22 protein-coding genes are annotated in these 23,219 nt (G+C 68.3%); 12 read left to right on the top strand and 10 right to left on the bottom strand.

The window, feature by feature from the left end; translation table 11 throughout:
* Position 1 precedes the first annotated feature (1 nt).
* From KIP79_RS28180 to KIP79_RS28170, 3 genes are all read left to right on the top strand, one after another.
* Complete coding sequence (locus tag KIP79_RS28180) at positions 2 to 1,102, top strand: alpha/beta fold hydrolase (protein WP_214107953.1); 1,101 nt, start codon at positions 2 to 4, stop codon at positions 1,100 to 1,102.
* A complete protein-coding gene (locus tag KIP79_RS28175) occupies positions 1,089 to 3,260 on the top strand; it encodes a GMC oxidoreductase (RefSeq protein ID WP_214107952.1) in 2,172 nt (723 codons plus the stop codon). The genes KIP79_RS28180 and KIP79_RS28175 overlap by 14 nt, the downstream gene beginning before the upstream one ends.
* 300 nt (positions 3,261 to 3,560) lie before the next feature.
* Positions 3,561 to 4,184 carry a hypothetical protein gene (locus tag KIP79_RS28170; protein ID WP_214107951.1) on the top strand — a complete coding sequence of 208 codons (624 nt, stop codon included), beginning with the start codon at positions 3,561 to 3,563 and terminating at the stop codon, positions 4,182 to 4,184.
* Positions 4,185 to 4,250: 66 nt separating this feature from the next.
* On the opposite strand, the gene KIP79_RS28165 is transcribed toward KIP79_RS28170, so the two are convergent.
* Positions 4,251 to 5,450, bottom strand: a complete 1,200-nt coding sequence (locus KIP79_RS28165; protein ID WP_250213960.1) for a DNA polymerase domain-containing protein — start codon at positions 5,448 to 5,450, stop codon at positions 4,251 to 4,253.
* A gap of 237 nt (positions 5,451 to 5,687) precedes the next feature.
* Complete coding sequence (locus tag KIP79_RS28160; RefSeq protein WP_214107950.1) at positions 5,688 to 6,581, bottom strand: ribokinase; 894 nt, start codon at positions 6,579 to 6,581, stop codon at positions 5,688 to 5,690.
* A gap of 79 nt (positions 6,582 to 6,660) precedes the next feature.
* On the opposite strand from KIP79_RS28160, the gene KIP79_RS28155 reads away from it, so the two are divergent.
* Positions 6,661 to 7,557, top strand: a complete 897-nt coding sequence (locus KIP79_RS28155; protein ID WP_308169930.1) for a sirohydrochlorin chelatase — start codon at positions 6,661 to 6,663, stop codon at positions 7,555 to 7,557.
* 8 nt (positions 7,558 to 7,565) lie between these two features.
* Here KIP79_RS28155 and KIP79_RS28150 read toward each other — a convergent pair whose 3' ends face one another.
* Positions 7,566 to 7,925 carry a DUF2203 domain-containing protein gene (locus KIP79_RS28150; RefSeq protein WP_214107949.1) on the bottom strand — a complete coding sequence of 120 codons (360 nt, stop codon included), beginning with the start codon at positions 7,923 to 7,925 and terminating at the stop codon, positions 7,566 to 7,568.
* Between the two features lie 92 nt (positions 7,926 to 8,017).
* Between KIP79_RS28150 and KIP79_RS28145 the strand changes: the two genes are divergently transcribed.
* Positions 8,018 to 8,206, top strand: a complete 189-nt coding sequence (locus tag KIP79_RS28145; RefSeq protein WP_214107948.1) for a hypothetical protein — start codon at positions 8,018 to 8,020, stop codon at positions 8,204 to 8,206.
* Here KIP79_RS28145 and KIP79_RS28140 read toward each other — a convergent pair whose 3' ends face one another.
* Positions 8,207 to 9,100: a GNAT family N-acetyltransferase gene (locus tag KIP79_RS28140; RefSeq protein WP_214107947.1), complete on the bottom strand. Its 894-nt coding sequence runs from the start codon at positions 9,098 to 9,100 to the stop codon at positions 8,207 to 8,209.
* A gap of 91 nt (positions 9,101 to 9,191) precedes the next feature.
* Between KIP79_RS28140 and KIP79_RS28135 the strand changes: the two genes are divergently transcribed.
* The 3 genes from KIP79_RS28135 (at position 9,192) to KIP79_RS28125 (ending at position 12,913) form a co-directional block, all read left to right on the top strand.
* Complete coding sequence (locus KIP79_RS28135; RefSeq protein ID WP_214107946.1) at positions 9,192 to 10,211, top strand: LacI family DNA-binding transcriptional regulator; 1,020 nt, start codon at positions 9,192 to 9,194, stop codon at positions 10,209 to 10,211.
* A 221-nt stretch (positions 10,212 to 10,432) separates the two neighbouring features.
* Complete coding sequence (locus KIP79_RS28130; protein ID WP_214107945.1) at positions 10,433 to 12,301, top strand: ricin-type beta-trefoil lectin domain protein; 1,869 nt, start codon at positions 10,433 to 10,435, stop codon at positions 12,299 to 12,301.
* Positions 12,302 to 12,520: 219 nt separating this feature from the next.
* Entirely contained in the window at positions 12,521 to 12,913 is a 393-nt protein-coding gene (locus KIP79_RS28125) for a beta/gamma crystallin family protein (protein WP_214107944.1), read from the top strand.
* A gap of 170 nt (positions 12,914 to 13,083) precedes the next feature.
* Here the strand turns inward: KIP79_RS28125 and KIP79_RS48615 are convergent, their stop codons facing one another.
* Positions 13,084 to 13,926: a Fic family protein gene (locus KIP79_RS48615; RefSeq protein WP_256447510.1), complete on the bottom strand. Its 843-nt coding sequence runs from the start codon at positions 13,924 to 13,926 to the stop codon at positions 13,084 to 13,086.
* 68 nt (positions 13,927 to 13,994) lie between these two features.
* Between KIP79_RS48615 and KIP79_RS28115 the strand changes: the two genes are divergently transcribed.
* The gene (locus KIP79_RS28115) at positions 13,995 to 14,966 is read left to right on the top strand and encodes an aldo/keto reductase (RefSeq protein WP_214107942.1); all 972 of its coding nucleotides are present in this window, start codon (positions 13,995 to 13,997) and stop codon (positions 14,964 to 14,966) included.
* 29 nt (positions 14,967 to 14,995) lie between these two features.
* Here the strand turns inward: KIP79_RS28115 and KIP79_RS28110 are convergent, their stop codons facing one another.
* The 5 genes from KIP79_RS28110 to KIP79_RS28090 all read right to left on the bottom strand — a co-directional run bounded on the left by KIP79_RS28110 (position 14,996) and on the right by KIP79_RS28090 (position 18,682).
* On the bottom strand, positions 14,996 to 15,451 hold the full coding sequence (locus KIP79_RS28110) for a PIN-like domain-containing protein (RefSeq protein WP_214107941.1): 456 nt from the start codon (positions 15,449 to 15,451) through the stop codon (positions 14,996 to 14,998).
* Entirely contained in the window at positions 15,432 to 16,082 is a 651-nt protein-coding gene (locus tag KIP79_RS28105) for a DUF433 domain-containing protein (RefSeq protein ID WP_214107940.1), read from the bottom strand. Before KIP79_RS28105 ends, KIP79_RS28110 begins: the two co-directional genes overlap by 20 nt.
* A gap of 117 nt (positions 16,083 to 16,199) precedes the next feature.
* Positions 16,200 to 17,015, bottom strand: coding sequence for a tetratricopeptide repeat protein (locus KIP79_RS28100; RefSeq protein ID WP_214107939.1), 816 nt, complete (start codon positions 17,013 to 17,015; stop codon positions 16,200 to 16,202).
* Positions 17,008 to 18,282, bottom strand: a complete 1,275-nt coding sequence (locus KIP79_RS28095; protein ID WP_214107938.1) for an MFS transporter — start codon at positions 18,280 to 18,282, stop codon at positions 17,008 to 17,010. The genes KIP79_RS28100 and KIP79_RS28095 overlap by 8 nt, the downstream gene beginning before the upstream one ends.
* A gap of 208 nt (positions 18,283 to 18,490) precedes the next feature.
* Positions 18,491 to 18,682, bottom strand: coding sequence for a hypothetical protein (locus KIP79_RS28090; protein WP_214107937.1), 192 nt, complete (start codon positions 18,680 to 18,682; stop codon positions 18,491 to 18,493).
* Positions 18,683 to 18,983: 301 nt separating this feature from the next.
* On the opposite strand from KIP79_RS28090, the gene KIP79_RS28085 reads away from it, so the two are divergent.
* The 3 genes from KIP79_RS28085 to KIP79_RS28075 all read left to right on the top strand — a co-directional run bounded on the left by KIP79_RS28085 (position 18,984) and on the right by KIP79_RS28075 (position 23,142).
* Positions 18,984 to 20,210 (top strand): phenylacetate--CoA ligase family protein, encoded by a 1,227-nt coding sequence (locus KIP79_RS28085; protein WP_250213959.1) that lies wholly within the window; start codon positions 18,984 to 18,986, stop codon positions 20,208 to 20,210.
* A gap of 5 nt (positions 20,211 to 20,215) precedes the next feature.
* A complete protein-coding gene (polX, locus tag KIP79_RS28080) occupies positions 20,216 to 21,910 on the top strand; it encodes a DNA polymerase/3'-5' exonuclease PolX (protein ID WP_214107935.1) in 1,695 nt (564 codons plus the stop codon).
* Between the two features lie 134 nt (positions 21,911 to 22,044).
* Complete coding sequence (locus tag KIP79_RS28075; protein WP_214107934.1) at positions 22,045 to 23,142, top strand: sulfite oxidase; 1,098 nt, start codon at positions 22,045 to 22,047, stop codon at positions 23,140 to 23,142.
* The last annotated feature ends 77 nt before the right edge of the window (positions 23,143 to 23,219 follow it).

The raw sequence follows: 23,219 nt of genomic DNA, 5'->3' as shown, positions 1-23,219 counted from the left end.
GATGCGGATCGCGCGCTTCACCAATGCGGGCGTGCGGGACGCCGAGGTGTCCGAGCACGGTTTCGCCACCGACGACGGGCTGGGCCTGAAGCTGACCAGGTTCCACCGGGCCGACTCCGACGACGTCGTCCTGCTGCTGCACGGCCTGCCCGCCTCCACGGACATGTTCATCATGCCCGAGCACCGCAACCTGGTCTCCTTCCTGCTGGACAGCGGGTACCCGGACGTCTGGTCGCTGGACTTCCGGATGTCCAACCGTTTCCCGTACGACACCGAGACGCACCGGTTCACCCTCGACGACATCGCCCTCTTCGACCACCCGGCCGCGCTGCAGGAGCTGCGCCGGCACATCGGGAACAAGAGGGTGCACGTGATCGCGCAGTGCCTGGGCTCGGTCTCCTTCATGATGAGCCTGGCCGCCGGTCTGGTCGGGGACATCGCCAGCGTGACCTCCAACAGCGTGGCCCTGGTGACCCGGGTACCGCGCTGGTCGCGGATCAAGCTGGGGTTCGGTCCCGGCTTCTTCGACTACGTGGCCGGGGTGTCCTTCCTGGACTCCCGGTTCGGCGACGCGCCGCCGCTCACCCGGGGCTGGATGATCTCCCGCGCGGTCTCGCTCTTCCACCGGGAGTGCGACTTCCGGGCCTGCCACATGATCAGCTTCATGTGGGGCGCGGGCAACCCGGGCCTGTGGAGCCACGAGAACCTGGCCCCCGAGACGCACGCCCGGGTGGCCGACCTGTTCGGGGCCAACGGCCTGCACTACTACCGGCACATGCGGCGCATGGTCCGCGCGGGGCACGCGGTCCGCCACGACGACCGGTTACCCGGCCTGCCCTCCGACTACCTGGAGCTGGCGGGCGACATCACCACCCCGGTGCTGTTCCTCACCGGCGACCGCAACCACGTCTTCCGGGACTCCAACATCGTCTGCCACGAGATCATGTCCGCGGCCAGGCCGGGCCTGCACGAGCTCCAGGTGCTGCCCGGGTACGGTCACGTGGACCCGATCATCGGCAAGGACGCGGCGCGGGACGTCTTCCCGCACATCCTGGAATTCCTGCGCAAGCACAGCGTGGACGGGGCCGATGGAGCACGTTGACACGGTGGTCGTCGGGTCCGGCTTCGGCGGCTCGGTGGCCGCCTACCGGCTGGCCGAGGCGGGGCAGTCGGTGGTGCTGCTGGAGCGGGGGCAGGCCTGGGCGCCCGGCCGGTTCCCGCGCAGCCCGGCGGACATGGGGAGGGCGTTCTGGGATCCGGCCGAAGGGCTGCACGGGCTCTTCGACGTGTGGAGTTTCGGCGACTGTGACTCGGTGGTGGCCAGCGGACTCGGCGGGGGCTCGCTGATCTACGCGAACGTGCTGCTCCGCAAGGAGGAGAAGTGGTTCGTGACCGAGTCACCGTTGCCGGGAGGCGGGTACGAGCACTGGCCCATCAGCCGGGCCATGCTCGACCCCCACTACGACGCGGTGGAGCGCATGCTCGGGGCGGTGCCGTACCCGCTGGAGCATCCCGGGTACGAGGACACCGCCAAGACCAGGGCGATGCAGGACGCGGCGGCGGAGCTGGGCCTGGACTGGCGGCTGCCGCCGCTGGCGGTCACCTTCTCCCCCAAGCCGGGGGATCCTCCCGTTCAGGGCCTGCCGATCGCCGAGCCCGCGTACGGCAACCTGCACGGTCGTACGCGCCGGACCTGCAAGCTGTGCGGCGAGTGCGACATCGGCTGCAACGAGGGCGCCAAGAACAGCCTGGACCACACCTATCTGTCCGCGGCCAAGCACTACGGCGCCGACCTGCGCACACTGCACGAGGTCAGGACCATCCGGCCGCGCACCGGCGGCGGGTACGAGGTCGAGTACGTCCGGCACAACCCGCTCACCGGCCCGCACACGATCAGCTGCGACCGTCTGATCCTGGCGGCCGGCACGTACGGCACGACGTACCTGCTGCTGCGCAACCGGGGGAACCTGCCAGGGCTCAGCGACCGGCTCGGCACCCGGTTCTCCGGCAACGGCGACGTGATCTCGTTCCTGCTCCGGGCCAAGGACCGTGAGGTGGACGCGAGCCGGGGTCCGGTGATCACCAGCTCGATCGCGCTGCCGGACGGCGCCTACATCCAGGAGGGCGGTTTCCCGTCCTTCGTGGGATGGGTGGCCGAGTCCGCCGACGTCGGGGACGAGCTGCGGCGGGCCATCCGGTTCGTCTGGGAACGCCTGAAAGGCATGATCACCCGGGACCACAACCTGTCCGCCGAGTTGTCCCGGCTGCTGGGCGCCGGCGAACTGTCCAGCCGCTCGCTGCCCGTCCTCGGCATGGGCCGGGACGTGCCCGACGGCGTGCTCCGGCTGCACGGCGACCGCCTCGTCCTGGACTGGGACGGGGACTCCAGCCGGGACTACTACAAGGAACTCCGCGGCACCATGCGCCGCATCGGCGACGTGCTCGGCGCCGAGTACTCCGACGCGCCGCTGCGCCGCGTCGTCACCGCGCACCCGCTCGGCGGCGCCCCCATGGGCCGCCACCCCGGCGAAGGGGTCTGCGACGCGCGCGGCGAGGTGTTCGGCTTCCCCGGCCTGTACGTCGCGGACGGCGCGGCCATGCCGGGACCTGTTGGGCCGAACCCCTCCCTCACCATCGCCGCCATGGCCGACCGCCTGGCGGACCGGATCATCACGCAACAACGGGGAAAGATCATTTCAATGGGTACCACGCTGACCACGTCCCTGTCCTTCACCGAGGAGATGCGCGGCACGCTCAACGGGGGCGACCGCATCGAGTTCCAGATCACCATCAGCACCGATGACATAGACCGCTTCCTGGCCGAACCCGAGCACCTTGCCCGGGCCGAGGGATGGATCGACGCCGACTTTTGCGGGGGCCGGCGTGCCATCGAGCGGGGCTGGTTCAACCTGTTCGCGCCTGGGGAGGCGCCGGACCGCCGGGAGATGCGCTACCGTCTCCAGTTCCGTGACGGCGAGAACCAGCCCCGCACCCTCACCGGCCACAAGTACGTCCAGCACGGCCCACCCACCCGCCTCTGGCTGGACACCTCCACCCTGCACGCCCGCCTCCTGGAGGGCTTCGTCGCGGAAGGCGAGGACGGCCCCCTGATGGCCACCGGCACCCTCCACATCCTCCCCTCCGACCTGGGCAAGATGCTCACCACGTTCCGCACCACCGGCCCCGGCGGCACGACCGCCCTGGCCCGCTTCGGCGCCTTCTTCTTGGGCGAACTCTGGGACGTGTACGGACCCCGCTGACCGGGTCTCCTCGTTGAGCGAGAGACCAGCTGATCGGCGACGACAGCCTTTGAGAGGAAGGGCCTGTGCTCGCGGGGTGCGAGAGATCCACTCGCTCCCGGGGCACTTGGTGACTTGCACCTTGCTGGTGGTGCGGTGGCGCTGTGCGGGAGCGGCCTGATGCCCGAAATTGAGATCACGGACTTCAGGCCGCTCAGCGACGAGGGAAGCTCAGCCGATACACGTCGTGTCCGAATGTTCGGCTCTGGGCGGATCACCTGAAGATCAATATGTACTTTCAGGACTCGTCAAGGAGCGACCATGACATCTCTGCTGTGGAAACGCATCTGCCTGGTCTTACCGGTCGTGATCGGAGGATTGCTTACCCTCGCCCCCGTCGCCGGCGCCGCAGAAACCAACGAACGCGAGGTCTCCAACCTGGGTTGGGCTCCCCCTCAAGGGAGTAGCTACGTATCCGTCAAATGTCCTTCAAGCCACCGTTATCTGGTGGGGGTCAGGGCACAGGCCGACAACGACAAGACCGAGTTGACCAGCTACACGCCGAGCGATTACCCCGGGGTGTCCAAGCTGTCGTTCAATAACACCAACACGTACAGCAACCCGGCCAAGAACGTCTGGGTATCCCTGACTGCCGTTTGCTCTGCGTCAGCGCCTGCACAGGCTCCTTCGTTCCAAGTCATCAAGAATCTGAAGGTTCCAGGAAAGGTGGGTAGCAACGATGGAGCTGCAGCGTCGGAGCTCAATTGCCCTTTTAGCCTTCCCAAGATCATTGAGGATCACTTCGTCAGCCCGACCGGAATCAGTAACACCACGTTTAGATATCTCGAATCGATTCCACAAAGGCTGGATGTCATTTGGTACAACAGCAATGACAGTGCGACCAATGTAACCTTGGGTCTTTCCTGCGGTCTCCTCCCCATCTAGCTTGCCGGGGGCGGTTCGCCGCGGGGGCCGGCCGTCCCTCCGTGGCGCGGCATGCCGACGATCTGCCTATTCGGGTCTGTGGCCCTGCCAGGGGTCGTAGTCGACCTCGAGCGGCTCCTGGGGTGGGCGCATCGGCTCGGGTACGTGCTGGAGGTTGATTCGGATCCGGGTCCAGGCGGAACTGCGTCCGCGCATCGAGTCGGTGAGGATGTCGGCGGGCTGGAGCAGGGCCGCCACTTCGGGGTGGCGGGCTTTCCAGCGCTCCAGCCCGGCCTCGGCCTCGGCCTTGGTCTCGGCGCGGGCGATCTCGATGAGGGGCATGGTGGACTGGCGGCGGCCGGTGCCCTTGGGGGCGCGGGGCCGCGGGCCGAGTTCCTTGGCGAGCGCGAGCAGCCCGTCGATGGAGCCCTCCGCGGCGTCCATGTCCGCCCACGGGTCACCCTCGGCGGCGAACCGGGCGGGCACGGTGTCTATGGAGAACGCCTCGGGGCGGCAGTCGCGCACCTCGTCCCAGCGCAGCGGGGTGGAGACCAGACCGGTCGGGCGGACCGAGTAGGCGGAGGCGACCGTACGATCCCGAGCGTTCTGGTTGAAGTCCACGAAGACGCCCTGGCGCTCCTCCTTCCACCAGTGGCTGGTGGCCAGATCGGGTGCGCGCCGCTCGACCTCCCGGGCCACGGTCTCGGCGGCGGTACGCAGCTGCGGGAAGGTCCAGTCAGGCGTGATGCGGGCGTAGACGTGGAAGCCGCGGGAACCGGAGGTTTTGGGCCAGGCGGTCAGGCCGTACTCGGTGAGGACCTCCCTGGCCACCAGGGCCACGTCCACGATCTCGTCCCAGCTGACTCCGGGGACCGGGTCCAGGTCGATGCGGAGCTCATCCGGATGGTCGAGATCGGGCGCCCGGACCGGGTGCGGGTTGAGATCGACGCAACCGAGGTTGACCGTCCACAGCACCGCGGCCAGGTCACGACCGACGACCTCCTCGGCGGACCGTCCGGAGGGGTACTTGAACTCGGCCACCTCAATCCAGTCCGGCCGTTTGGCGGGGGCCCGCTTCTGAAAGAACGGCTCCGCGTCCACCCCGTGCACAAAACGCTTGAGCACCAACGGCCGATCGGCGACACCCCGCAGCACCCCCTCACCGACCGCCAGATAGAAGCGCACCAGATCCAACTTGGTATGACCGGTGCCAGGGAAGACCACCCGTCCGGGGTTGGTGACCCGCACCTCCCGCCCACCAACCTCGATGATCTCCACATCCGCCATACGGCCACCCTACGCCGCACCCCTCACCTCACAATTGGGCCGAAATATCGGCTTACACCGACGTGGGCGCGACATTGCCTGACGCCAGAAACGGTCGATGCGATCTCAGAAACGGAAGGTTGTCGCGCCAGAGACAGGACAACCACGGCAACCCCGCATCAAGAGGCCGGACCGCAAGCCCCCGGCGGAGCCGATCCGACCGAAGGTCATCAATGGACCGGGTGGGTGGAGGGGAAGTCAAGTGGGCGACTGCCCGCTGTTGAGGGACTGGTCGATTTCGGTTCGGGTCGGCATGGACGTGGACGCTCCCGGTCGTTGCACCGAGAGTGCCGCCGCCGTCGAGGCGAACCGGAGGGACTCCTCGGCGGTCCGTCCTTCGGAGCGGGCCACGGCGAGCGCGCCGACGAAGGTGTCACCCGCCGCCGTGGTGTCCACGGCCCGGGCGGGGACGGCGGGTGCCCAGAGGCGTGAGCCGTCGCGTGAGCCGTACAGGGCTCCTTTGGACCCGAGAGTGACCACCGCCTCCGGAACGCGCCGCAGAAGGGCTTCCAGGGCTTTGTCGGGCTCCGCCTGGCCGGTGATCGCGGTCCCCTCGTGCTCGTTGCAGACCAGCAGGGCGACGGCGTCCAGCAACTCGCCGGGCAGTTCGACCACTGGCGCGGGTGTCAGGATCACCGGCACGCCCGCGGAAACAGCCGCCCCGACAACCGCCGGCATCGGCAACTCCAGTTGCAGCAGCAGTGCGTCCGAGCGCCGGATCACCGCCAGCTCGTCCGGGGAAGGCGCCGAGACGGCCCCGTTCGCCCCCGCCACCACGATGATCGAGTTCGCCCCACCGTCCGCCACCACAATGTGCGCAATCCCGGAGGAACCGGGCACCACCTGAAGCCCCGAGGTATCCACCCCGGCCTCCGTCAGCGCCCCCCGCAACACCGGACCGAACGCGTCGTCCCCCACCGCGCCGAGGAAAGCCACCTCCGCCCCCGCCCGCGCCGCAGCGATCGCCTGATTAGCCCCTTTCCCTCCAGGAATCATACGGAATTCCCGTCCGGAAACCGTTTCCCCCAGCTCGGGGGCCTGTGAGACGTAGGCGACGAGGTCCATGTTGGCACTACCGAATACCGAGATCACGCTTCTTATGGTGCTCCCAGGCAACGCTTCGGCCCGTCGACTCCACTAAATCGCCTACTTAGTCCTAGAATCCGCCGGTGTGAACGAAGGTCAAGACGTTCCGGCGAAGCTCCCGATCCGGGAACGCTCGTCGCGCCCCGGCGGAGGCGGCCGCCATCGCAGGCCGCTGCCCGTCAGCCTGCCCGCGGACGCGCCCGCGCTGGTGCTCGCGGTTCCAGGGGCGGTCGACGACGTCGTGGCCGAGTTGGCGTCGATCATCCGGGTGGACAACCCGCAACTCGACCTTCGTCTGATCTCGCTGAGCGACGGCGGCGCCGACCTGTCCAAGGAATTCTCCTCGATCGCCGCCGAGCGCGCCGGCCGCGGCCTCAACCCCGCCGACGGCCACGCCGGCGCCGCCATCGTGGTGCCGCTCATCACCGGCTCGCACCCCCGGGTGATGCGCTCGGTCCGGGACGCGGCGGCCGAGAGCGAGGCGCCGGTCACCGTCACCGACCCGCTCGGGCCGCACCCGCTGCTCGCCGAGGCCCTGCACGTCCGGCTGGCCGAGAAGGGCCTGGCCAGGGCGGACCGCATCCGGCTGTTCAACGTGACCTCGCCGGTGGACGGCATCATCGTGGCCACCGTCGGCGGCGACGAGTCGGCCCGCGCGGCCGACGCCACCGCCGTGCTGCTGGCCGCACGGCTCGCCCTGCCGGTGGTGCCCGCCGCCTTCGACGGCCGCCCGACCGTGGCGGACGCGGCCGACCGGCTGCGCAACATCGGCGCTTCGCGGATCGCGCTGGCCCCGTTCGTGATCGGCCCCGAGGTGGACCACGACAAGGTGGCCGCGGCCGCCGCCGAGTGCACCGGCTGCGCCTCCCCGCTGGGCGCCCACGAGGCGGTGGCCCGCATGGTGACCGTCCGGTACGGCGCCATCCTCGGCAACCTGACCGAGGACTTCGAGGAGCTCGGCGAGGAGTTCTCCGAGGGGTGACGCCCGGGTCAGAGCCGCCGGCGGCCGGCGAAGCCGAGTTCGCTGCGGTGGTACCAGGCCAGTTCCGCTTCGCCCTCGATCCAGCAGAGCCGAACCGAAACGCCGTGCCGCACCGCCGGGAAGTCGATCAGGACCGGCGCGATGCCCTTCAGCTCGATGCCCTGGTCGGCGAACCAGCTGACGATCTCGCTCATCCGGGCCTCCAGGCCCTTGGCGTCGGCCAGCCCGCCCCGCGGGGAGATCCCCGAGGTCTTCAGGTCGTATCCAAGCTCGGCCAGGTCGGCCCGGAGCTCGATCAGCTCGTCGACCTTCGCACGCGCCTCCGGCATGAGAGCCTGGGCACCTTCGACGCTGAAGATCCTGTCCATGTCTCCGGAGGTTATCGCGGGCGGGGCGCACCCAGTGACCGTTATCCACAGGAGTGGCCAAGATCGACGTAGAGGCGCTAGGACTTGGGGTCATGGGAAAAACCTTCTTGATCGGTCTTGGCGCCCTCCTGGCGCTCGTGGGGGCCGTCTGGACCCTCCAGGGACTCGGGTACATCGGCGGCAGCTTCATGAGCGGGGACACCACGTGGGCGATCATCGGGCCGATCGTGCTCGTCTGCGGGCTCGTCCTGGCCGTATGGGCGGCCCGCCGCAGGCGATAGTCAGAGGGCCCGGCGCCAGACGTCGATGGACAGCACCCGGCGCATGCCGACCGAGAGGTACAGGTCCAGGGCCGGGGTGGTGTTGTTGGAGTCCACGTGCAGGATCGTCCCGATCCGGCCGCGCCGCTGGTCGGCCGCGAACGCCCGGCGCAGCAGCAGCCGGCCGAGACCGTAGCCACGGAACCGGGGTAGTACGCCCAGGGTCAGCACGTACCCGCAGTTCTCGTCCGGCACGAAGTGGTTGGTGCCGACCAGCATGGCGGCGGGCTGCCCGTGCACCTTGGCGACCAGCACCTGGCCCCAGTCGTGCGCGCTGGAGGCCTCCCGCGCGTCGGCCCACTCGTCGAAGCTCTGCGGCACGTTCCCGAAGTGCTCGGCGAACGACTCCTCCTTGATCGCGTGCGCGGCCCGGAGCAGTTCCTCGGCGTCCGGGGAGGCGGCCTCCACGGTCACCCCCGGCAGGTACGCCGCCGGGACCGGGCCGTGGTGGTCGATGCGCATGCGGTGGAAACTGGTGGCCGGGGCGAAGCCGCGCGCGGCCACGGCCGCCCGCTTGGCGGTGTCCTCGGCGTACACGTCGACGTTGGCGGTGACGCCGGAGAACCGGCCGAGCGCCTTGGCCCAGAGCGCCTCGGCGGCCTCGGGGGTCCTGGCCAGGACGTCCAGGTCGACGCGCTCGCTGCCGCCCCTGCGGCAGGCCCACGCCCAGCCGGTCAGCCGGTCCCCGTCGAAGGCGAGCCAGCCGTCGGTGGCCGGGTCGAAGTCGGGCTCGTTGAGCTGGTCGGCGATGTCGGCCGGCGTGCAGTCCGGGCGGCCAAGCACCTGGGTTTCGTGCTCGGCCACCAGTTCGTAGATCGCGTCCGCGTCGGCGGGTTTGGGGTTCCTGATTTCCATGACCCTGTTGTACGCCCGGGAACTTGGCGGGCACTTGTCAATGAATTGAGGCCGCGACCGCGGGACTTGGCTGGGGCATCATGGGGGCACTATGGCGAGATCGGCGGGTACGCGGGCGACGGTGCGGGATGTCGCGGCCGAGACAGGTCTGTCCATCGCCACCGTGTCCCGGGTGCTCAACGGGCAGGCCAACGTCGCCCCGCACACCCGGGCGCTGGTGCTGCGGGCCGTGGACCGGCTCGGGGACCAGGCGCCGCGGCGGCGTGCCGCCGCTCCCTTGGGTGGGGTGTACGTGCGCTGTCCCTACCTGCTCACCGACTACTTCGGGTTGATCGTCTCCTCGGTGGCCGAGACCCTCGAACTGCACGGGCGGCCGGTGATCCTGGGCGCCGGCGAGGCTGCCCAGCGCAGCGCCGTACTGCCTGGCCTGCCGGATCGGCCGGATATCGCCGGGGCCATCCTCATCTTGCCGCCGGAGCCCGCCGAGGAGCTCGCCCGGCTCCGTGACCGGCGCTTCCCGTTCGTGGTGATCGATCCCCGTACGCCGCCGCCCAGGGACATCGTGGCGGTGTCGGCGGCGCATTTCGCGGGGGCGCGCCGGCTCATGTCCCATCTGGTGGAACTGGGCCACCGCCGGGTCGGGATGATCGCCGGGCCCCGGGACTGGCTGGCCAGCGACGCCCGGTTGGCCGGGTACGCGGCCTCCCTCGCCGACGCCGGCGTCCTGCCGTCGCCCGGACTGCTCCGCAGCGTCGTGGAACCCAACACCGAGAACGGCTACCGCGCCGCCTGCGAACTCCTTGACCTGCCCGAGCGTCCGACCGCTCTGGTGGGCTTCAACGACAAGATGGCCGTCGGAGCGCTCTGGGCGGCAGCCGAGCGCGGCCTGCGCGTCCCTGACGACCTCTCCGTGGCGGGCTTCGACGACATCGACGTCAGCCGCGCCTCCCGCCCGAAGCTGACCACGGTGCGTCAGCCCCTGCAGGAAATGGGCCGCATGGCGGTCACCCTCCTCACCCGCCTCCTCAACCACCACACCCTGGAAGCCCTGCACGTCTCCCTGGCCACCGAACTGGTGATCCGCGATTCAACCGCCTCACCGGCCAACTGACCCAACGACCACGGCTTTGTTTCATTTGTTTCATTGGGCCGCGGGATGGGTTTGGGGATAAGTCGAGACTTGGGCGGGGGCTTGACACGCTCTTCGACACGTGTTGTTGTTACGCGGCAAGACATAATTCAAGGCTTGTTTCATTTGTTTCGTCGACGGTTCCCGGCCCGTCGAACGCGGATGAGCGCCTGACCCGCCGCATCTGGAAGGACTGTTTTCCGATGTCCCGTGCCTCTCGCAGGGCCGTCACCCTCGGCATTGCCCTCGCCACCGCGCTCGGGGTCGCCGGGCCCCTGGCCGCACCGGCGCACGCCGCCGGGGAGACCGTCAACATCTGGCTCACCACCACCTCCGACTCCGGAGGCCGTACCGTCACCCGGGGCCTCCAGCAACAGGCCGCCATCGCCTTCGGCCCCGCCGGGGGCTCGGCCAACCACACCATCACCGTCAACGAGGGCGTCACGTACCAGCAGTTCGAAGGCGCCGGCGCGTCGATCACCGACACCACCGCCTACCTGCTCCGCGGCGGCCCGGTGAGCGCGGCCACCAGGGACGACGTGATGCGCAAGCTCTTCTCCCCCACCGACGGCATCGGCCTGTCCTTCGTCCGCAACCCGATCGGCGCCTCCGACCTGTCCCGCCCGGGTCACGTCTCCCTCGACGACACCTGCTGCAACCTCAACGACTTCGGCGCCAACGGGTACGACACCAACGTGCGCCTGCTGACCGTGCAGGCCAAGCAGCTCAACCCGGCGCTCCGGGTGAAGGGGGTGCCGTGGAGCGCCCCCGGCTGGATGAAGGACAACGGCCGGATGGACCAGATGGGCTGGCTGAAGTTCGAGTACTACCCCATGTACGCCCAGTACTTCGTCAAGTACATCCAGTCCTACCAGGCCGCCGGCGTCCCGATTGACTACATCTCCGTCCAGAACGAGCCCAACTGCTGCCAGGCGGGCAACCCCACCGCCATGGACTACCCGGGCATGAACTGGAACTCCTCCGGCCTGGCCGAGCTCACCAAGAACCACATCTACCCGGCGTTCCGCGCGGCCGGCATCACCACCAAGGTGCTCATCCACGACTGGAACTACGGCGACTGGGCGACCATGGGCTCCGGCGTGCTCAACGACGCCGCCGTACGCAACGACCCGCTCTTCGGCGGCGTCGCCTGGCACGGCTACTTCGGCGACCCCGCCGTCGGCACCCAGGTCCACAACCAGTTCCCGGCGGTACGCCAGTTCAGCACCGAGCACTCCGGCGGCACCTGGGTGGCCAACCAGCACAACGAGGACCTCAACGACATCGTCACCTACGCCCGCAACTGGAGCGGCAGCCTGGTCAAATGGAGCCTCGCGCTCAACCAGAACCGGGGCCCGCACAACGGCGGCTGCGGCACATGCAGCGGCCTGATCACCGTCCAGGAGGGCGGCTCCCGGGCCGGCCAGGTGGACTACACGATCGAGTACTACACCACCGGCCACCTGTCCAAGTTCGTCAAGCCCGGCGCCTTCCGCATCGACTCCACCGCCAACGCCACCATCCAGAACCTCGCCTGGCGCAACCCGGACGGCTCCAAGGCCCTGATCGCCCACAACGGCGGCACCTCGTCCCAGTCGGTACGGGTGAACTGGGGCAACCAGTCGTTCGTGTACACCTTGCCCGCCCGTACCACGGCGACCTTCACCTGGACCGGCACACCCGGCAGCGGCGGCGGGGGCACGCCCATCACCGGCCTGGCCGGCAAGTGCATCGACGTCGCGGGCGCCAACAGCGCCGACGGCACCGCGGTCCAGCTCTACACCTGCAACGGCACCGCCGCCCAGCAGTGGACCCGTCCCGGCGACGGCACCCTGCGTGCCTTCGGCAAGTGCCTGGACCTGGTCAACCTCGGCACCGCCAACGGCACCCAGGCCCAGCTCTGGACCTGCACCGGTGGCGCCAACCAGCAGTGGACGTACACCTCCGGCCGCGACCTGGTGAACCCGGCCGCCAACAAGTGCCTGGACGTCACCGGCAACACCAGCACCGACGGCACCCGCCTGCAGATCTGGACCTGCACCGGCGCGGCCAACCAGAAGTGGAACCTGTGACCCGCTGAAATGTGTGGGCGCGGATCGGGGGTCCGCGCCCACATTCTGAATCGGGGTAGGCACCTTAAATCCGGGCCGTGCCCGCGCCCCGATTCGCAGTGAAGCTCCGTTCCACGGCGTTCCACGACTTTCCTGCATCCCAGCCGTCCGGCACCGAATGGACCGCCTCCATGAGTACCGGGGCAACCCGCCCCGCACTCAACACCTACGGAGGAACCCATGTCCTGGAACGTCCGGCGTACCGGGATCGCCGTCATCCTGGCCGGCCTGACCGCCCTGCCTGCCGCCCTCTCGGCCACCCCCGCCCAGGCCAGCGCCGGAGCCCTCTGGCTCGGCCAGCACCAGAACCTGCGCGGCTCCCTCTGGCTCTACTACGACAACAACTCCAACCTGAAGAACGAGTCCGGCGACAAGGCCTCCTCCGTCCACAACGACACCGAGGACGCCTGGGTCCTCTTCGAGCACGACACCTACCAGGGCCGCCGTTACTGCATCCGCTCCGGCCAGCTCATCAACGACCTCCACAACCCGGCCTGGAACTTCGGCGACAAGATCTCCTCAGTCCTCCGCCTCAACGTCCCCCACTGCTCCGGCTGGCCCACCTTCAACTAACCCCCACGCCGCCGCCGGAAGGCCACCGGCGGCGGGCACCAGGACCGCTTTGCTCTCTGGCCTGCTGAGGACGCCCACCTCGGGCCGTAATGAAGTTCAGTGAAACAAGACACCCGGCGACCGCTCCTTATTAAAGGAGAAGCAGAATTCGCTTCACTACTGCCAATGAGTCATGGGTGCGACGCCGCCTCCCGCTCCGTGTTCGACTCGACCGCGAGCGCGTCGGAGCCTGTTCCCGGATCGGCGAAGAGGTCGACATAGCTGGTGAACCGGAACATCCGATTGCGTCTGCCTCCAGTGATCTCGTCCATCAGACCGATCTCACACAACCCTGTGACCAGGCTGTTCGCGGAGACGTACGAGACCTGCAGCTGCGCCTGAACAGCCGCGACATTGACAACGGGCTGCTCGAACAGATGGTCCAGCAGGGCGAGAGATCGTGCGCTCAGCCCGGCCTCGTGCACCTGACGGCGGGTCTCCTCCCGCAACTCGACGATGCGCCGGGCGGTCCGCTCCGACTCGATGGCGACTTGAAGCACGCCGGTGAGGAAGAACCGGAGCCAGCCCTCCCAGTCGCCGACCACCCGGACGGCCATGAGCCGGTCGTAGTACTCCGATCTGTGCACCTTCAGGTAGTGGCTCAGATAGAGGAGCGGTCGCAGCAGGATCCGCTCGCGGCAGAGCAGCAGTGTGATCAGCAAGCGACCCATACGGCCGTTCCCATCAAGGAATGGGTGGATGGTCTCGAACTGTGCGTGGGCCAGCGCACACACCATCAGAGGATGCAAGGGCCCTGGTTTGTACAGGAAGCCTTCGAAATCACCCAGGCATGTCATCAGTTCGCCTGGTGGCGGGGGGATGAACGTGGCGTCACGCAGCCCCCTGGGGCCGACGCCGATCCAGTTCTGGGTGCTCCGGAACTCTCCCGGCGACTTCTGGCTACCGCGGACACCGTCCAGCAATACGGCGTGGATCTCTCTCAGCAGCCGCAGAGACAGGGGCAGAGTCTCCATCTTGATACGTGACGGTCTCACGACTGCGGCCTCCTTGCTCCCACCTCCCAGTGACTAGGGTCGGTCTCATGGAGTACACACGGCTGGGTCGGACGGGGCTCAAGGTCAGCAAGATCTGTCTTGGGATGATGAGTTATGGGGATCCCGGGCAGATGGGGTGGGCGTTGCCGGAGGACGAGGCGGAGCCCATTGTGCGGAAGGCCGTGGAGGGTGGGGTTACCTTCTTTGACACGGCTGACGTGTACAGCGGGGGTGCCAGCGAGGTCGTCACAGGGAATCTGCTGCGGAAACTCTTCTCGGGGCGGGAGGAGTATGTGCTGGCGACCAAGGTGTTCTTTCCGGTGGGGAAGGCCGCCAACGACGGGGGGCTGTCGCGTAAGCACATCATGGCCGGTATCGATGGGTCGCTCAGTCGCCTCGGTACGGACTACGTCGACCTCTATCAGATCCATCGATGGGATGAGGAGACGCCCATCGAGGAGACCATGGAAGCTCTGCACGACGTCGTCAAAGCCGGGAAGGCCCGGTACATCGGCGCCTCGTCCATGCCCGCCTGGCGGTTCGCCAAGGCGCAGCACGTGGCTGACCTGCATGGCTGGACCAGGTTCGTCAGCATGCAGGGGCATTACAACCTGCTCTACCGAGAGGATGAGCGGGAGATGAACCCGCTCTGCCTCGACCAGGGGGTCGGCCTCATTCCGTGGAGCCCGCTGGCGCGGGGGCTGCTCGCCCGCGCGGGCACCGAGCAGGAGACCACCCGCCAGGTCGGCGACGGCCCCCGCCAGCAGCAACTCTACGGCGGCCCCGCCGACGCCGAGATCCTCGCGAAGGTGGCCGAACTCGCGGCCGAACGCGGGGTGACCCCGGCAACGCTGTCCCTCGCGTGGCTGCTCCACCAGCCGGGCATGACGGCCCCCATCATCGGCGCGACCAAGGGCCACCACGTCGACGACGCGCTCGCCGCCGAGGACCTCGACTTGTCGGAGAAGGAGCTGAACGCACTGGCGGAGCCGTACCAGCCGCGTCCGCTCTCCTTCTGACCGGCTTCCGGTTCGGGGCCCGAGCCCGCTTACGGTTGTGATGCGTCTGGCCAGTGTTTCGGCGGAGCGCACGCCGGATCAACGACTCGCAATCGGGCCGCCACGGTCGGATCGACCGCCCGCAGGGTGATCAACTGCTGGCGGTCGGCGGTTTCGAGGAGCGCCAGGGCGGTGGGCAGGGCGGCGGCCACTGTGGCGATCGCGATCCCCATTCCGATGAGACCAGGGTGTTTGTGCGGGTACTCGATCCGATGGAGCCCGGATGCGGCGATAGCGGCCACCTCGCGTGGACGCTCCATCTGGCGACCGTCGTTGGTGAGCACCGCGTGGAAGCCGTCAGCCGCGGCTCGCGGGTAGAGCTTCTCGTCCCGGGTTCCCGACCAACCGGGCAGGTCCAGCAGGTGCACGATCTCGTGGCCCAGGATGAAGGTGGTCAGTACCTGGTGCAGTGGCCGGGGAACATTCTCATCCAGCAGCAGCCTCACGCTGCTCCTTGGGGGGTTCGTAGCTGTCGACGTAGTCTGCGAAGTCCGCGGCGTCCAGCGCGGCCGTTCCCGACACGCTGGGATAGTAGTCGGAGATCCGCTCGGCCGGCACGCCGTCTCGTAGCAGGGCCGCGACATCGTCGTACGGGACGCGAGTGCCCTCGATCACGGGGATGCCACCCCTGACCGCCGGATCGACGGTGACATGTTCACGCGGACGGAGCAGATCGGGGATGTGCCGCCCGTCGCGGTAGAACGGCCGCAGGACGTCCACCAGTTGATAGATGACGAGGTTGGCCTTGTTGCGGACCAGATCGGTCACCTGCTCCGGCTCGACCAGATAGATCGTCGATTCGTCGGCCACGAACTGGTACGCCGACAGGTGCTCGCGCTCCCCCAGGTCGTCCCTGAGCGTGTCCAGTGCGCGCCGGATCTTCTGCAGCGACGTGTCGTTGCGGAGTTTCACGCAGGTGCGCAGCGCGATCAGGTCCCGGAAGGAGTACAGCACCGGCCTGGTCACGGAGATCTCCGGCACCAGCACGGCGCCCCGATTAGTGGCCTTACGCCAGTGAGCGAGTTGCCGAAGCGTGGCACCCGACAACGCCGCCGCGAGCTTCGGGCTGTAGGACACCGCTTCACCTTCCCTCAACTGATCCGTCCGTGTTCATCATCGCAAACGTCTGTTCCATTCGCTCACCGTAACCGAGCAAGGGTGCCCATCCCCCTCCCAGGTGATCCAACAGGTCGTTTACCGGCCGCAGGCGTCGAGGCGGCGCAGGCAGGACAGTCGTAGCGGGTGCTGCTTGTCCACCTCGTCCCCGAGCATGGCAAGAGCCCGGTGGAAGGCCTCAGCGGCCGTCTGTGAGCGGCCGCGCGTGGAGGCGATCACTCCGAGATTGTGCAGGGTCACAGCCAGGTCGGGATGGGTCTCACCGAAGATCCCTGTCTTGATCGCAACCGCTTTGCGGTAGGCCGTCTCCGCGCGCTCAAGGTCGCCCCTGGCGTAGTGGATGGCGGCGAGGTTGCTCAGGCATGAGGCCACCTCGTAGTCCTCGGGCCCGAGGTCCTTTTCGAACACCGCGAGGGCCTCCAGCAACAGGCGCTCCGCCTCCTCGCTGTCACCGAGCGAGTGCAGGATGGCGGCGAGGGCCGCCTTGTCCGCGGCGACGTCAAGGTGGCCGGGACCGTGGATCCGTTCGCGGATCTCCACCGAACGCCGGGCGAAGGGCTCGCCTTGCGCGTACGTGCCCCGTGCGTGGTTGAGCCCACCGAGGTTGTGGTAGATGTCGGCCAGCAGGGGATGGCCCTGGTCGATGCGCGCCTCGATGATCGCCTGAGCGCGCCGGTAGAACCGCTCGGACTCCTCGAACCGGCCGGTGTACTTGTGCAGCACGCCAAGGCTGTTGCAGATGCGGGCGACGAGGAAGGAATCCGGATCAGCGTCCTGCTCGGCGATCGTCAGAGCGCGTCGCAGCGTTTCGTCGCACTCCCGGTACCGGCCCTGCTCGCGGAGCGTCCTGGAAAGGGTCAGCAGCGTGTGGGCTGGAGCGCTCCTGTCACTCATTTCTGGCGCCTTCTTTCTGCCGGGGGCCGGCGGCGGGGTTGTCCGCCGCGGCGGTGACGATGTTCACCGCGTCCGGAAGGCGGCGTTCGAGCCGGAGCGCCTGCACGGCGACGAGGCCGAGTGCCAGGGCCATGACGGCGAAAAGGGCGGATCCGAGGCCCGCGGTCAGGACGGCACCCGCCAGCGCGGGTCCGATGATGTAGCCAAGGGTGGTCGCCAGGCTGAAGGCCCCGTTGTACCGGCCGCGCGCCGAGTCGGGCGCGAGGTCGTTCACGATCGTGGGCACGGTGGGAGCCATGAGCGTCTCTCCCACCGCGAACAGGGCCATCGCGACCGTGAACCCGGCCATGCCCACCGCTCCTCCTTCAGCCGCCGCCCACAGCACCGTCACCCACGCGGCGGCCATGAGTGCGGCGGACAACGCGAAGCCCCGAGTACGACGCCGGCCCTTCAAGAGGCGGAGCACGAGGAACTGGGCGATGACGACGGTGCACGTGTTCGCCAGGAAGGTGAGCCTCAACGCGGCGGCGTCGAGCCCGCCCTCCTCCATCGCGTAGATCGGGTAGGCGCTGCTGTACTGGGCGTAGCCGCAGGTGAAGAGGGCGGCCACCAGCACACAGATCCGCAGCAGTGGCCGGTCTGAGAGGATCTCGCGATATCCGCCCCGTGGCACCGGGGACCGGACGCCTTGGACGCGGCCCCCGGGCGAGCGGGCGATCAGCACGGCGAAGGCGAGGAACGTGGCCGCGTCCAACAGGTACAGCGTGACGAAACTCTGCGGAGAGGAGCTCACGAGGAACGCGGCCAGCAAACCCCCGGCGCTGAAGCCGACGTTCATCATGACGTACTGAACCGCGAATATCTGCTGTCGCCGCTCCTTGGGGACGGAGATCCCGATAAGCGCCTGGAACGCCGGGGCCGTGATCGCGATGCCCAGCCCGTACACGACGGCCGCCGCAAGCCCCTGCCAGGCGGACTGGACGCCTGCCATCCCAGCGGTCCCGATCGCCGAGACCACGAGCCCCGCAGTGGCCGCCTGCCGCGCACCGAAACGATCCGCGAGCTGGCCACCCAGTGGATTTCCGACGAGTCCCGCGACGGCGATCGCCGAGAGTATCGGCCCGGCCAGGCCGACTTCGATTCCTCGGACATTGTGCAGGTAGACGAGGAAGAAAGGCAGCGTCAGACCGCTGCCGAAAGCAGAAACCGCATTACCGGCGAGAATCCGCCACGCCTCCCGCGGGAGGTCCGGCAATATTCTTCGCAACGACATTCGCTCCATCTGTCTTTCCTCGTCTGGGCGAACTCTTCCGGCAGGGCCGGGCCGGTTCCTCGATCAGGCGACCGAGATGTTTACGGGAAAGCCCGGTGAAGGCAGTGCGACAACGCCGTACGGGCCCAGCCAGGCTTGGACACCCCGGCACGGCCCCGTACGGCCTTCGTCTTGAGTCGTTGTGGTTGGTGCTCAAGCCGTCCTAGAGCACGACCTCGTTGTGGTTGTAGTCCCGGCCACCGTCCTCGAGCACGACCTCGTTGTGGTTGGTGGCCAAACCGCCCTCGAGCACGACCTCGTTGTGGTTGGTGCTCAAACCGCCCTCAAGCACGACCTCGTTGTGGTTGGTGCTCAAACCGCCCTCGAGCGCCACCGCATCCAGGTTGCTGGACATGAAGGACCTCCCTGTCCTCAAATCGTCTTACAAATCCGATCTTGCGTAACCGGCCAAGGCGGAGGCAATAGCGGCGATCTGTCAGCGAGTTGCATGGCACTTTGTTCCCCGGGTGTTTCAACAAGATCGCGAGCCTCCGGGGTCCCCGTTGAGGGGGCGGAAGCCTTACAGTCGGCGGGTGGTTCCTGTTGAGTTGTTCCATCGGGTCGCGGCGACGGTTCCGGCGTACGCGGCGTTTCTGAAAGAGCATGGGGTCGACCCCCAAAGTGTCCTGACATTTCAGGACTTTGGGCGGGTGCCGATGACGACCAAGGAGAACTACACGCGTCGGCATCCGCTGGCCATGCTCTGCCGGGACGGCCGGATCGGGGACATGATCGCGGTCTCCTCGGGGTCCAGCGGCGAGCCGTCGTTCTGGGTGCGGAGCACCGCCGACGAGAAGGTGATCGCGGAACGGTTCGCCCAGGTCATGGACGCCTTCGGGGCCCGCGAACGCCGTACCCTGGCGGTCGTCTGCTTCTCGCTGGGGACCTGGGTCGGCGGCCTGTTCACCATCGCCTGCCTGCGCCACCTCGCCGACGAGGGCTTCCCGATCACCGTGGTCGCGCCGGGCAACAACAAGGGCGAGATCCTCCGCGTGCTCCCGGAACTGGCGCCCCAGTTCGACCAGGTCGTGCTGCTGGGCTACCCGCCGTTCCTCAAGGACGTGATCGACACCCAGGGCGTGCCCTGGTCCTCGTACACGATCAAGATCGTCACCGCCGGGGAGGTGTTCAGCGAGGAGTGGCGCGCCCTGGTCGCCGCCCGAGCCGGTATCGCCGACCCGCTGACCGGCACCGCCTCCCTGTACGGCACCGCAGACGCGGGCGTGCTCGGCAACGAGACCCCCCTCTCCATCGAGATCAGACGCTTCCTGGCCGCTCACCCGGAGGCCGCCAAGGAACTCTTCGGCGCCCCCCGCCTGCCCACCCTCGTCCAGTACGACCCCGAGGTGCGCTTCTTCGAGGAGCACGCCGGCACCCTGCTCTTCACCGGCGACAACGGCATCCCGCTCATCCGCTACCACATCGCCGACGAGGGCGGCCTGATCTCGCACAAGGGCATGCTCGGCTACTTGGCCCGCTTCGGCTTCCGCCCGTCAACGGAAGGCCCCGAACTGCCCTTCGTGTACGTCTTCGGCCGCAGCCTTTTCGTGGTCTCCTACTACGGTGCCAACGTGTTCCCGGAGAACGTCACGGTCGGCCTGGAACAGCCCGAGGTGTGTGATTCGGTGACCGGCAAGTTCGTCCTGGCTGCCCAGGAAGGCGCGGAAGGTCTGGAGCTGACCGTCGAGCTCGCCGCCGGAGTGACCGCGACCGAGGGCCTGGCGGACCAGGTGTCGGCCTCGGTGCTGGCCGCCCTCCGCCGCCTCAACAGCGAGTTCGCCCACTATGTCCCGGCGGACCGCCAGCCCCCGAGGGTCGCCCTCCGGCCGTACGGGGATCCGACGCACTTCCCGCCGGGCGTCAAGCACCGCTATGTACGCTGATCGGCATGGCACGGGCGAATGACGAGGCCGCGGCGGCCCTGCAGGAGTACGCGGAGCTGTTCGCGCTGAACGGCGGGGACGCCTTCCGGGTGCGCAGCTACCAGAAGGCCGCCAAGGCGATCGCCGGGCATCCGGAGGACCTGCGGGCCATCCCGGTCCGGCAGATTCCGGGGGTCGGCGAGGCGATCGCGAAGAAGGTCGAGGAGTTCCTGGCGCGCGGGAGTTTCCGGCAGCTGGACGACCTGCGCGGCAAGGTGCCCGAAGGGGTGCGCCGGCTCACCCGGATCCCCACGCTCGGGCCGAAGAAGGCGTTGTTCCTCTTCCAGGAGCTCGGCATCGACTCGCCCGACGCGCTGGCCGAGGCGATCCGCGCGGGGCGGCTCACCGGGGTGCGCGGGTTCGGCGCCAAGACCGAGGAGAACCTGCTCAAGGGCATCGAGCAGATGGCGCAGTCGGGGCAGCGGGTGCACCTGGGCATCGCCATGGACCTGGCGGAGCAGGTGATCGCCTCGCTGCCGGCCGGCCGCATCGCGTACGCGGGTTCGCTGCGGCGGATGCGGGAGACCGTGGGGGACATCGACATCCTGGCGGTCGGGCCGGTCTCGCTGATGGAGGTGTTCGCGAGCCGGCCGTACGTGGCGGAGGTGATCGCCCGGGGTGAGCGGAAGACCTCGATCCGAACCGATCGCGGCATGCAGGTGGATCTGCGGGTGGTGCCCGCCGAGTCGTGGGGGGCCGCGATGGTCTACTTCACGGGGTCGAAGGAGCATAACGTCCGCATTCGCGAGATGGCTGTGAAGAAGGGGTGGAAGCTCTCCGAGTACGGGCTGTTCGACGCCGAGGATCGGGTGATCGCCGCCGCGACCGAGGAGGACATCTACCACGCGCTCGGTATGGAGTGGGTGCCGCCGCCGCTGCGGGAGGACGGTGGCGAGGTCGAGGCCGCGCTCCGGGGTGAGTTGCCTCGGCTGGTGACGTTGGCCGACCTGAAGGGCGATCTGCACACGCACACCAACCTGACCGACGGGATCGCCTCGCTGGAGGACATGGTGGCCGCTGCGGCGGGCCGCGGTTACGCCTACTACGCGATCACCGACCATGCCCCCAACCTGGTCATGCAGCGGATGACCCTGGAGAAGGCGCTGGAGCAACGCGCCCAGATAGCCGCCCTTCAGACGAAATATCCGAACATGCGGTTGCTGCAGGGGACGGAGCTGAACATCGCCCCCGACGGCTCGGTGGACTGGCCGCTGGACGTGCTGGCGGGCTTCGACGTCCGGGTCGCCTCCGTGCACTCCCATTTCACCCAGTCCCGCGACGAGATGACCCGCCGTTTCATCGCGGCCTGCGAGAACCCCGGCGTCGACATCATCGGCCACCCGACCACCCGCAAGATCGGCAAGCGGGAGCCGGTGGACGCCGACTGGGACGCCGTCTTCCGCGCCGCCGCCCGCACCGGCACCGCCATGGAGATCGACTCCTACCCCGACCGCGCCGACCTCCCCTCCGACCTGGTACGCCGGGCCCGCCACCACGGCGTCAAGTTCTCCATCGACAGCGACTCCCACGCCATCCCCCACCTGGCCAACCAGCGCTTCGGCATCGGCCTGGCCCAACGCGCCTGGCTGACCACCGAGGACGTCATCAACACCTGGCCGGTGGACCGCCTCCTCACCTGGCTGTCGAAAGACTCCGACTAACGACCCAGCTCAACTCCACCCTCCGGCAACGGCCCCGGATCCGAGGTCAGCCCACGGTCACTGCACAGTTCGCGATCATGGGGAATCAATGGTTTCCTGGTAGGGAATGAAGATTTACGGAGAGGAGCGCTCCGATGGATCTCTGTACCTTGGGGGACATCGCCCCCCTCGTGACCAACCGATCCGGACCAATCCACAAACCACTCCCCCCCGACCGCTACATCCGCCACGGCGGCTCAGCCGAGATGCGCTGGGAATCCATGCGCGGCCAGGGTTACCACGTCCCCAACGACCTCTTCTTCGTCCGCAACCACACCGTCACACCCACCATCGACGCCCGAACCTGGCGGTTGCGCGTCCACGGCGACGCCCTGCGTCACCCCAGAGACTTCACCTACGAGGACCTCCTCTCCCTACCGACAACCACCCTGGACGTGGCCATCGAATGCGCCGGAAACGGCCGGTCCTTCTTCGCCACCCAGCAGGGCGAACCCACCGAAGGCACCCCATGGCGCCTGGGCGGCATCGGCGTGGCCCGCTGGCGCGGCGTACGCCTGTCGCTGCTGCTGGAACTCGCCGGCATCACCCCGGACGCCGTCGACGTACTCCCGGTCGGCCTCGACCCCGAGTACACCGAGGACGGCGTCAACCACGGCCACGTCCGCCGCCCCCTCCCGGCCGGAAAGGCCATGACCGACGTACTCGTGGCGTACGAGATGAACGGCGAGCAACTCCCACCCGACCACGGTTTCCCCGCCCGCCTGGTGGTCCCCGGCTGGGTCGGCGTGGCGTCCATCAAATGGCTGGGCTCCATCGAGGTCGCCACCCGCCCGCTCGAATCCCCGTGGAGCACCGGCTTCTACCGCCTCCCCGACAGCGAGCTGACCGCCCAGGTGGTGAAGAGCGCCTTCGAACTCGCCTGGGAGGCACGGCTCCCCGCCGGACGCCAGCACATCCTGCACGGCCGTTCCTGGTCCGGCCAGGGCCGGATCGTCCGGGTCGAGGTCAGCACCGACGGTGGCGAGACCTGGCAGCGCGCACATCTGCGCGGCCGTCCCTCCGCCGCCTGGGCGATGTGGCATTTCGCCTGGTGCCCGCGCACGCCGGGGCCGTACAAGCTCCTGGCCAGAGCGGTCGACGAGACCGGCGCCGGTCAGCCGGCGCGCGCACCCTACAACCCGAGGGGGTATCTTTTCGGAGCCATTGTGGAACACCCAGTGATCGTTGAATAGCTAATTGTCACCTTGAGGACAGTTTCGGGGTAGAAGACCAGGTGGCCGGGCGTGATCGCGTGCCGGAGGGAGGTGCT

Origin of the sequence: Acrocarpospora catenulata (genome assembly GCF_018476525.1) — a bacterium.
GTDB classification, from domain to species: Bacteria; Actinomycetota; Actinomycetes; order Streptosporangiales; family Streptosporangiaceae; genus Acrocarpospora; species Acrocarpospora catenulata.
This window is presented reverse-complemented; position numbering and strand designations above follow the sequence as displayed.

Coding starts and splice junctions, on each gene's coding strand:
- KIP79_RS28115 (WP_214107942.1), top strand. CDS start 13,995: ATGGAGTACACACGGCTGGGTCGGACGGGGCTCAAGGTCAGCAAGATC.
- KIP79_RS28100 (WP_214107939.1), bottom strand. CDS start 17,015: ATGAGTGACAGGAGCGCTCCAGCCCACACGCTGCTGACCCTTTCCAGG.
- KIP79_RS28130 (WP_214107945.1), top strand. CDS start 10,433: ATGTCCCGTGCCTCTCGCAGGGCCGTCACCCTCGGCATTGCCCTCGCC.
- KIP79_RS28085 (WP_250213959.1), top strand. CDS start 18,984: ATGACGACCAAGGAGAACTACACGCGTCGGCATCCGCTGGCCATGCTC.
- KIP79_RS28090 (WP_214107937.1), bottom strand. CDS start 18,682: ATGTCCAGCAACCTGGATGCGGTGGCGCTCGAGGGCGGTTTGAGCACC.
- KIP79_RS28125 (WP_214107944.1), top strand. CDS start 12,521: ATGTCCTGGAACGTCCGGCGTACCGGGATCGCCGTCATCCTGGCCGGC.
- KIP79_RS28135 (WP_214107946.1), top strand. CDS start 9,192: ATGGCGAGATCGGCGGGTACGCGGGCGACGGTGCGGGATGTCGCGGCC.
- KIP79_RS28150 (WP_214107949.1), bottom strand. CDS start 7,925: ATGGACAGGATCTTCAGCGTCGAAGGTGCCCAGGCTCTCATGCCGGAG.
- KIP79_RS28145 (WP_214107948.1), top strand. CDS start 8,018: ATGGGAAAAACCTTCTTGATCGGTCTTGGCGCCCTCCTGGCGCTCGTG.
- KIP79_RS28175 (WP_214107952.1), top strand. CDS start 1,089: ATGGAGCACGTTGACACGGTGGTCGTCGGGTCCGGCTTCGGCGGCTCG.
- KIP79_RS28140 (WP_214107947.1), bottom strand. CDS start 9,100: ATGGAAATCAGGAACCCCAAACCCGCCGACGCGGACGCGATCTACGAA.
- KIP79_RS28075 (WP_214107934.1), top strand. CDS start 22,045: ATGGATCTCTGTACCTTGGGGGACATCGCCCCCCTCGTGACCAACCGA.
- KIP79_RS28170 (WP_214107951.1), top strand. CDS start 3,561: ATGACATCTCTGCTGTGGAAACGCATCTGCCTGGTCTTACCGGTCGTG.
- KIP79_RS28180 (WP_214107953.1), top strand. CDS start 2: ATGCGGATCGCGCGCTTCACCAATGCGGGCGTGCGGGACGCCGAGGTG.
- KIP79_RS28165 (WP_250213960.1), bottom strand. CDS start 5,450: ATGGCGGATGTGGAGATCATCGAGGTTGGTGGGCGGGAGGTGCGGGTC.
- polX (WP_214107935.1), top strand. CDS start 20,216: ATGGCACGGGCGAATGACGAGGCCGCGGCGGCCCTGCAGGAGTACGCG.
- KIP79_RS48615 (WP_256447510.1), bottom strand. CDS start 13,926: ATGGAGACTCTGCCCCTGTCTCTGCGGCTGCTGAGAGAGATCCACGCC.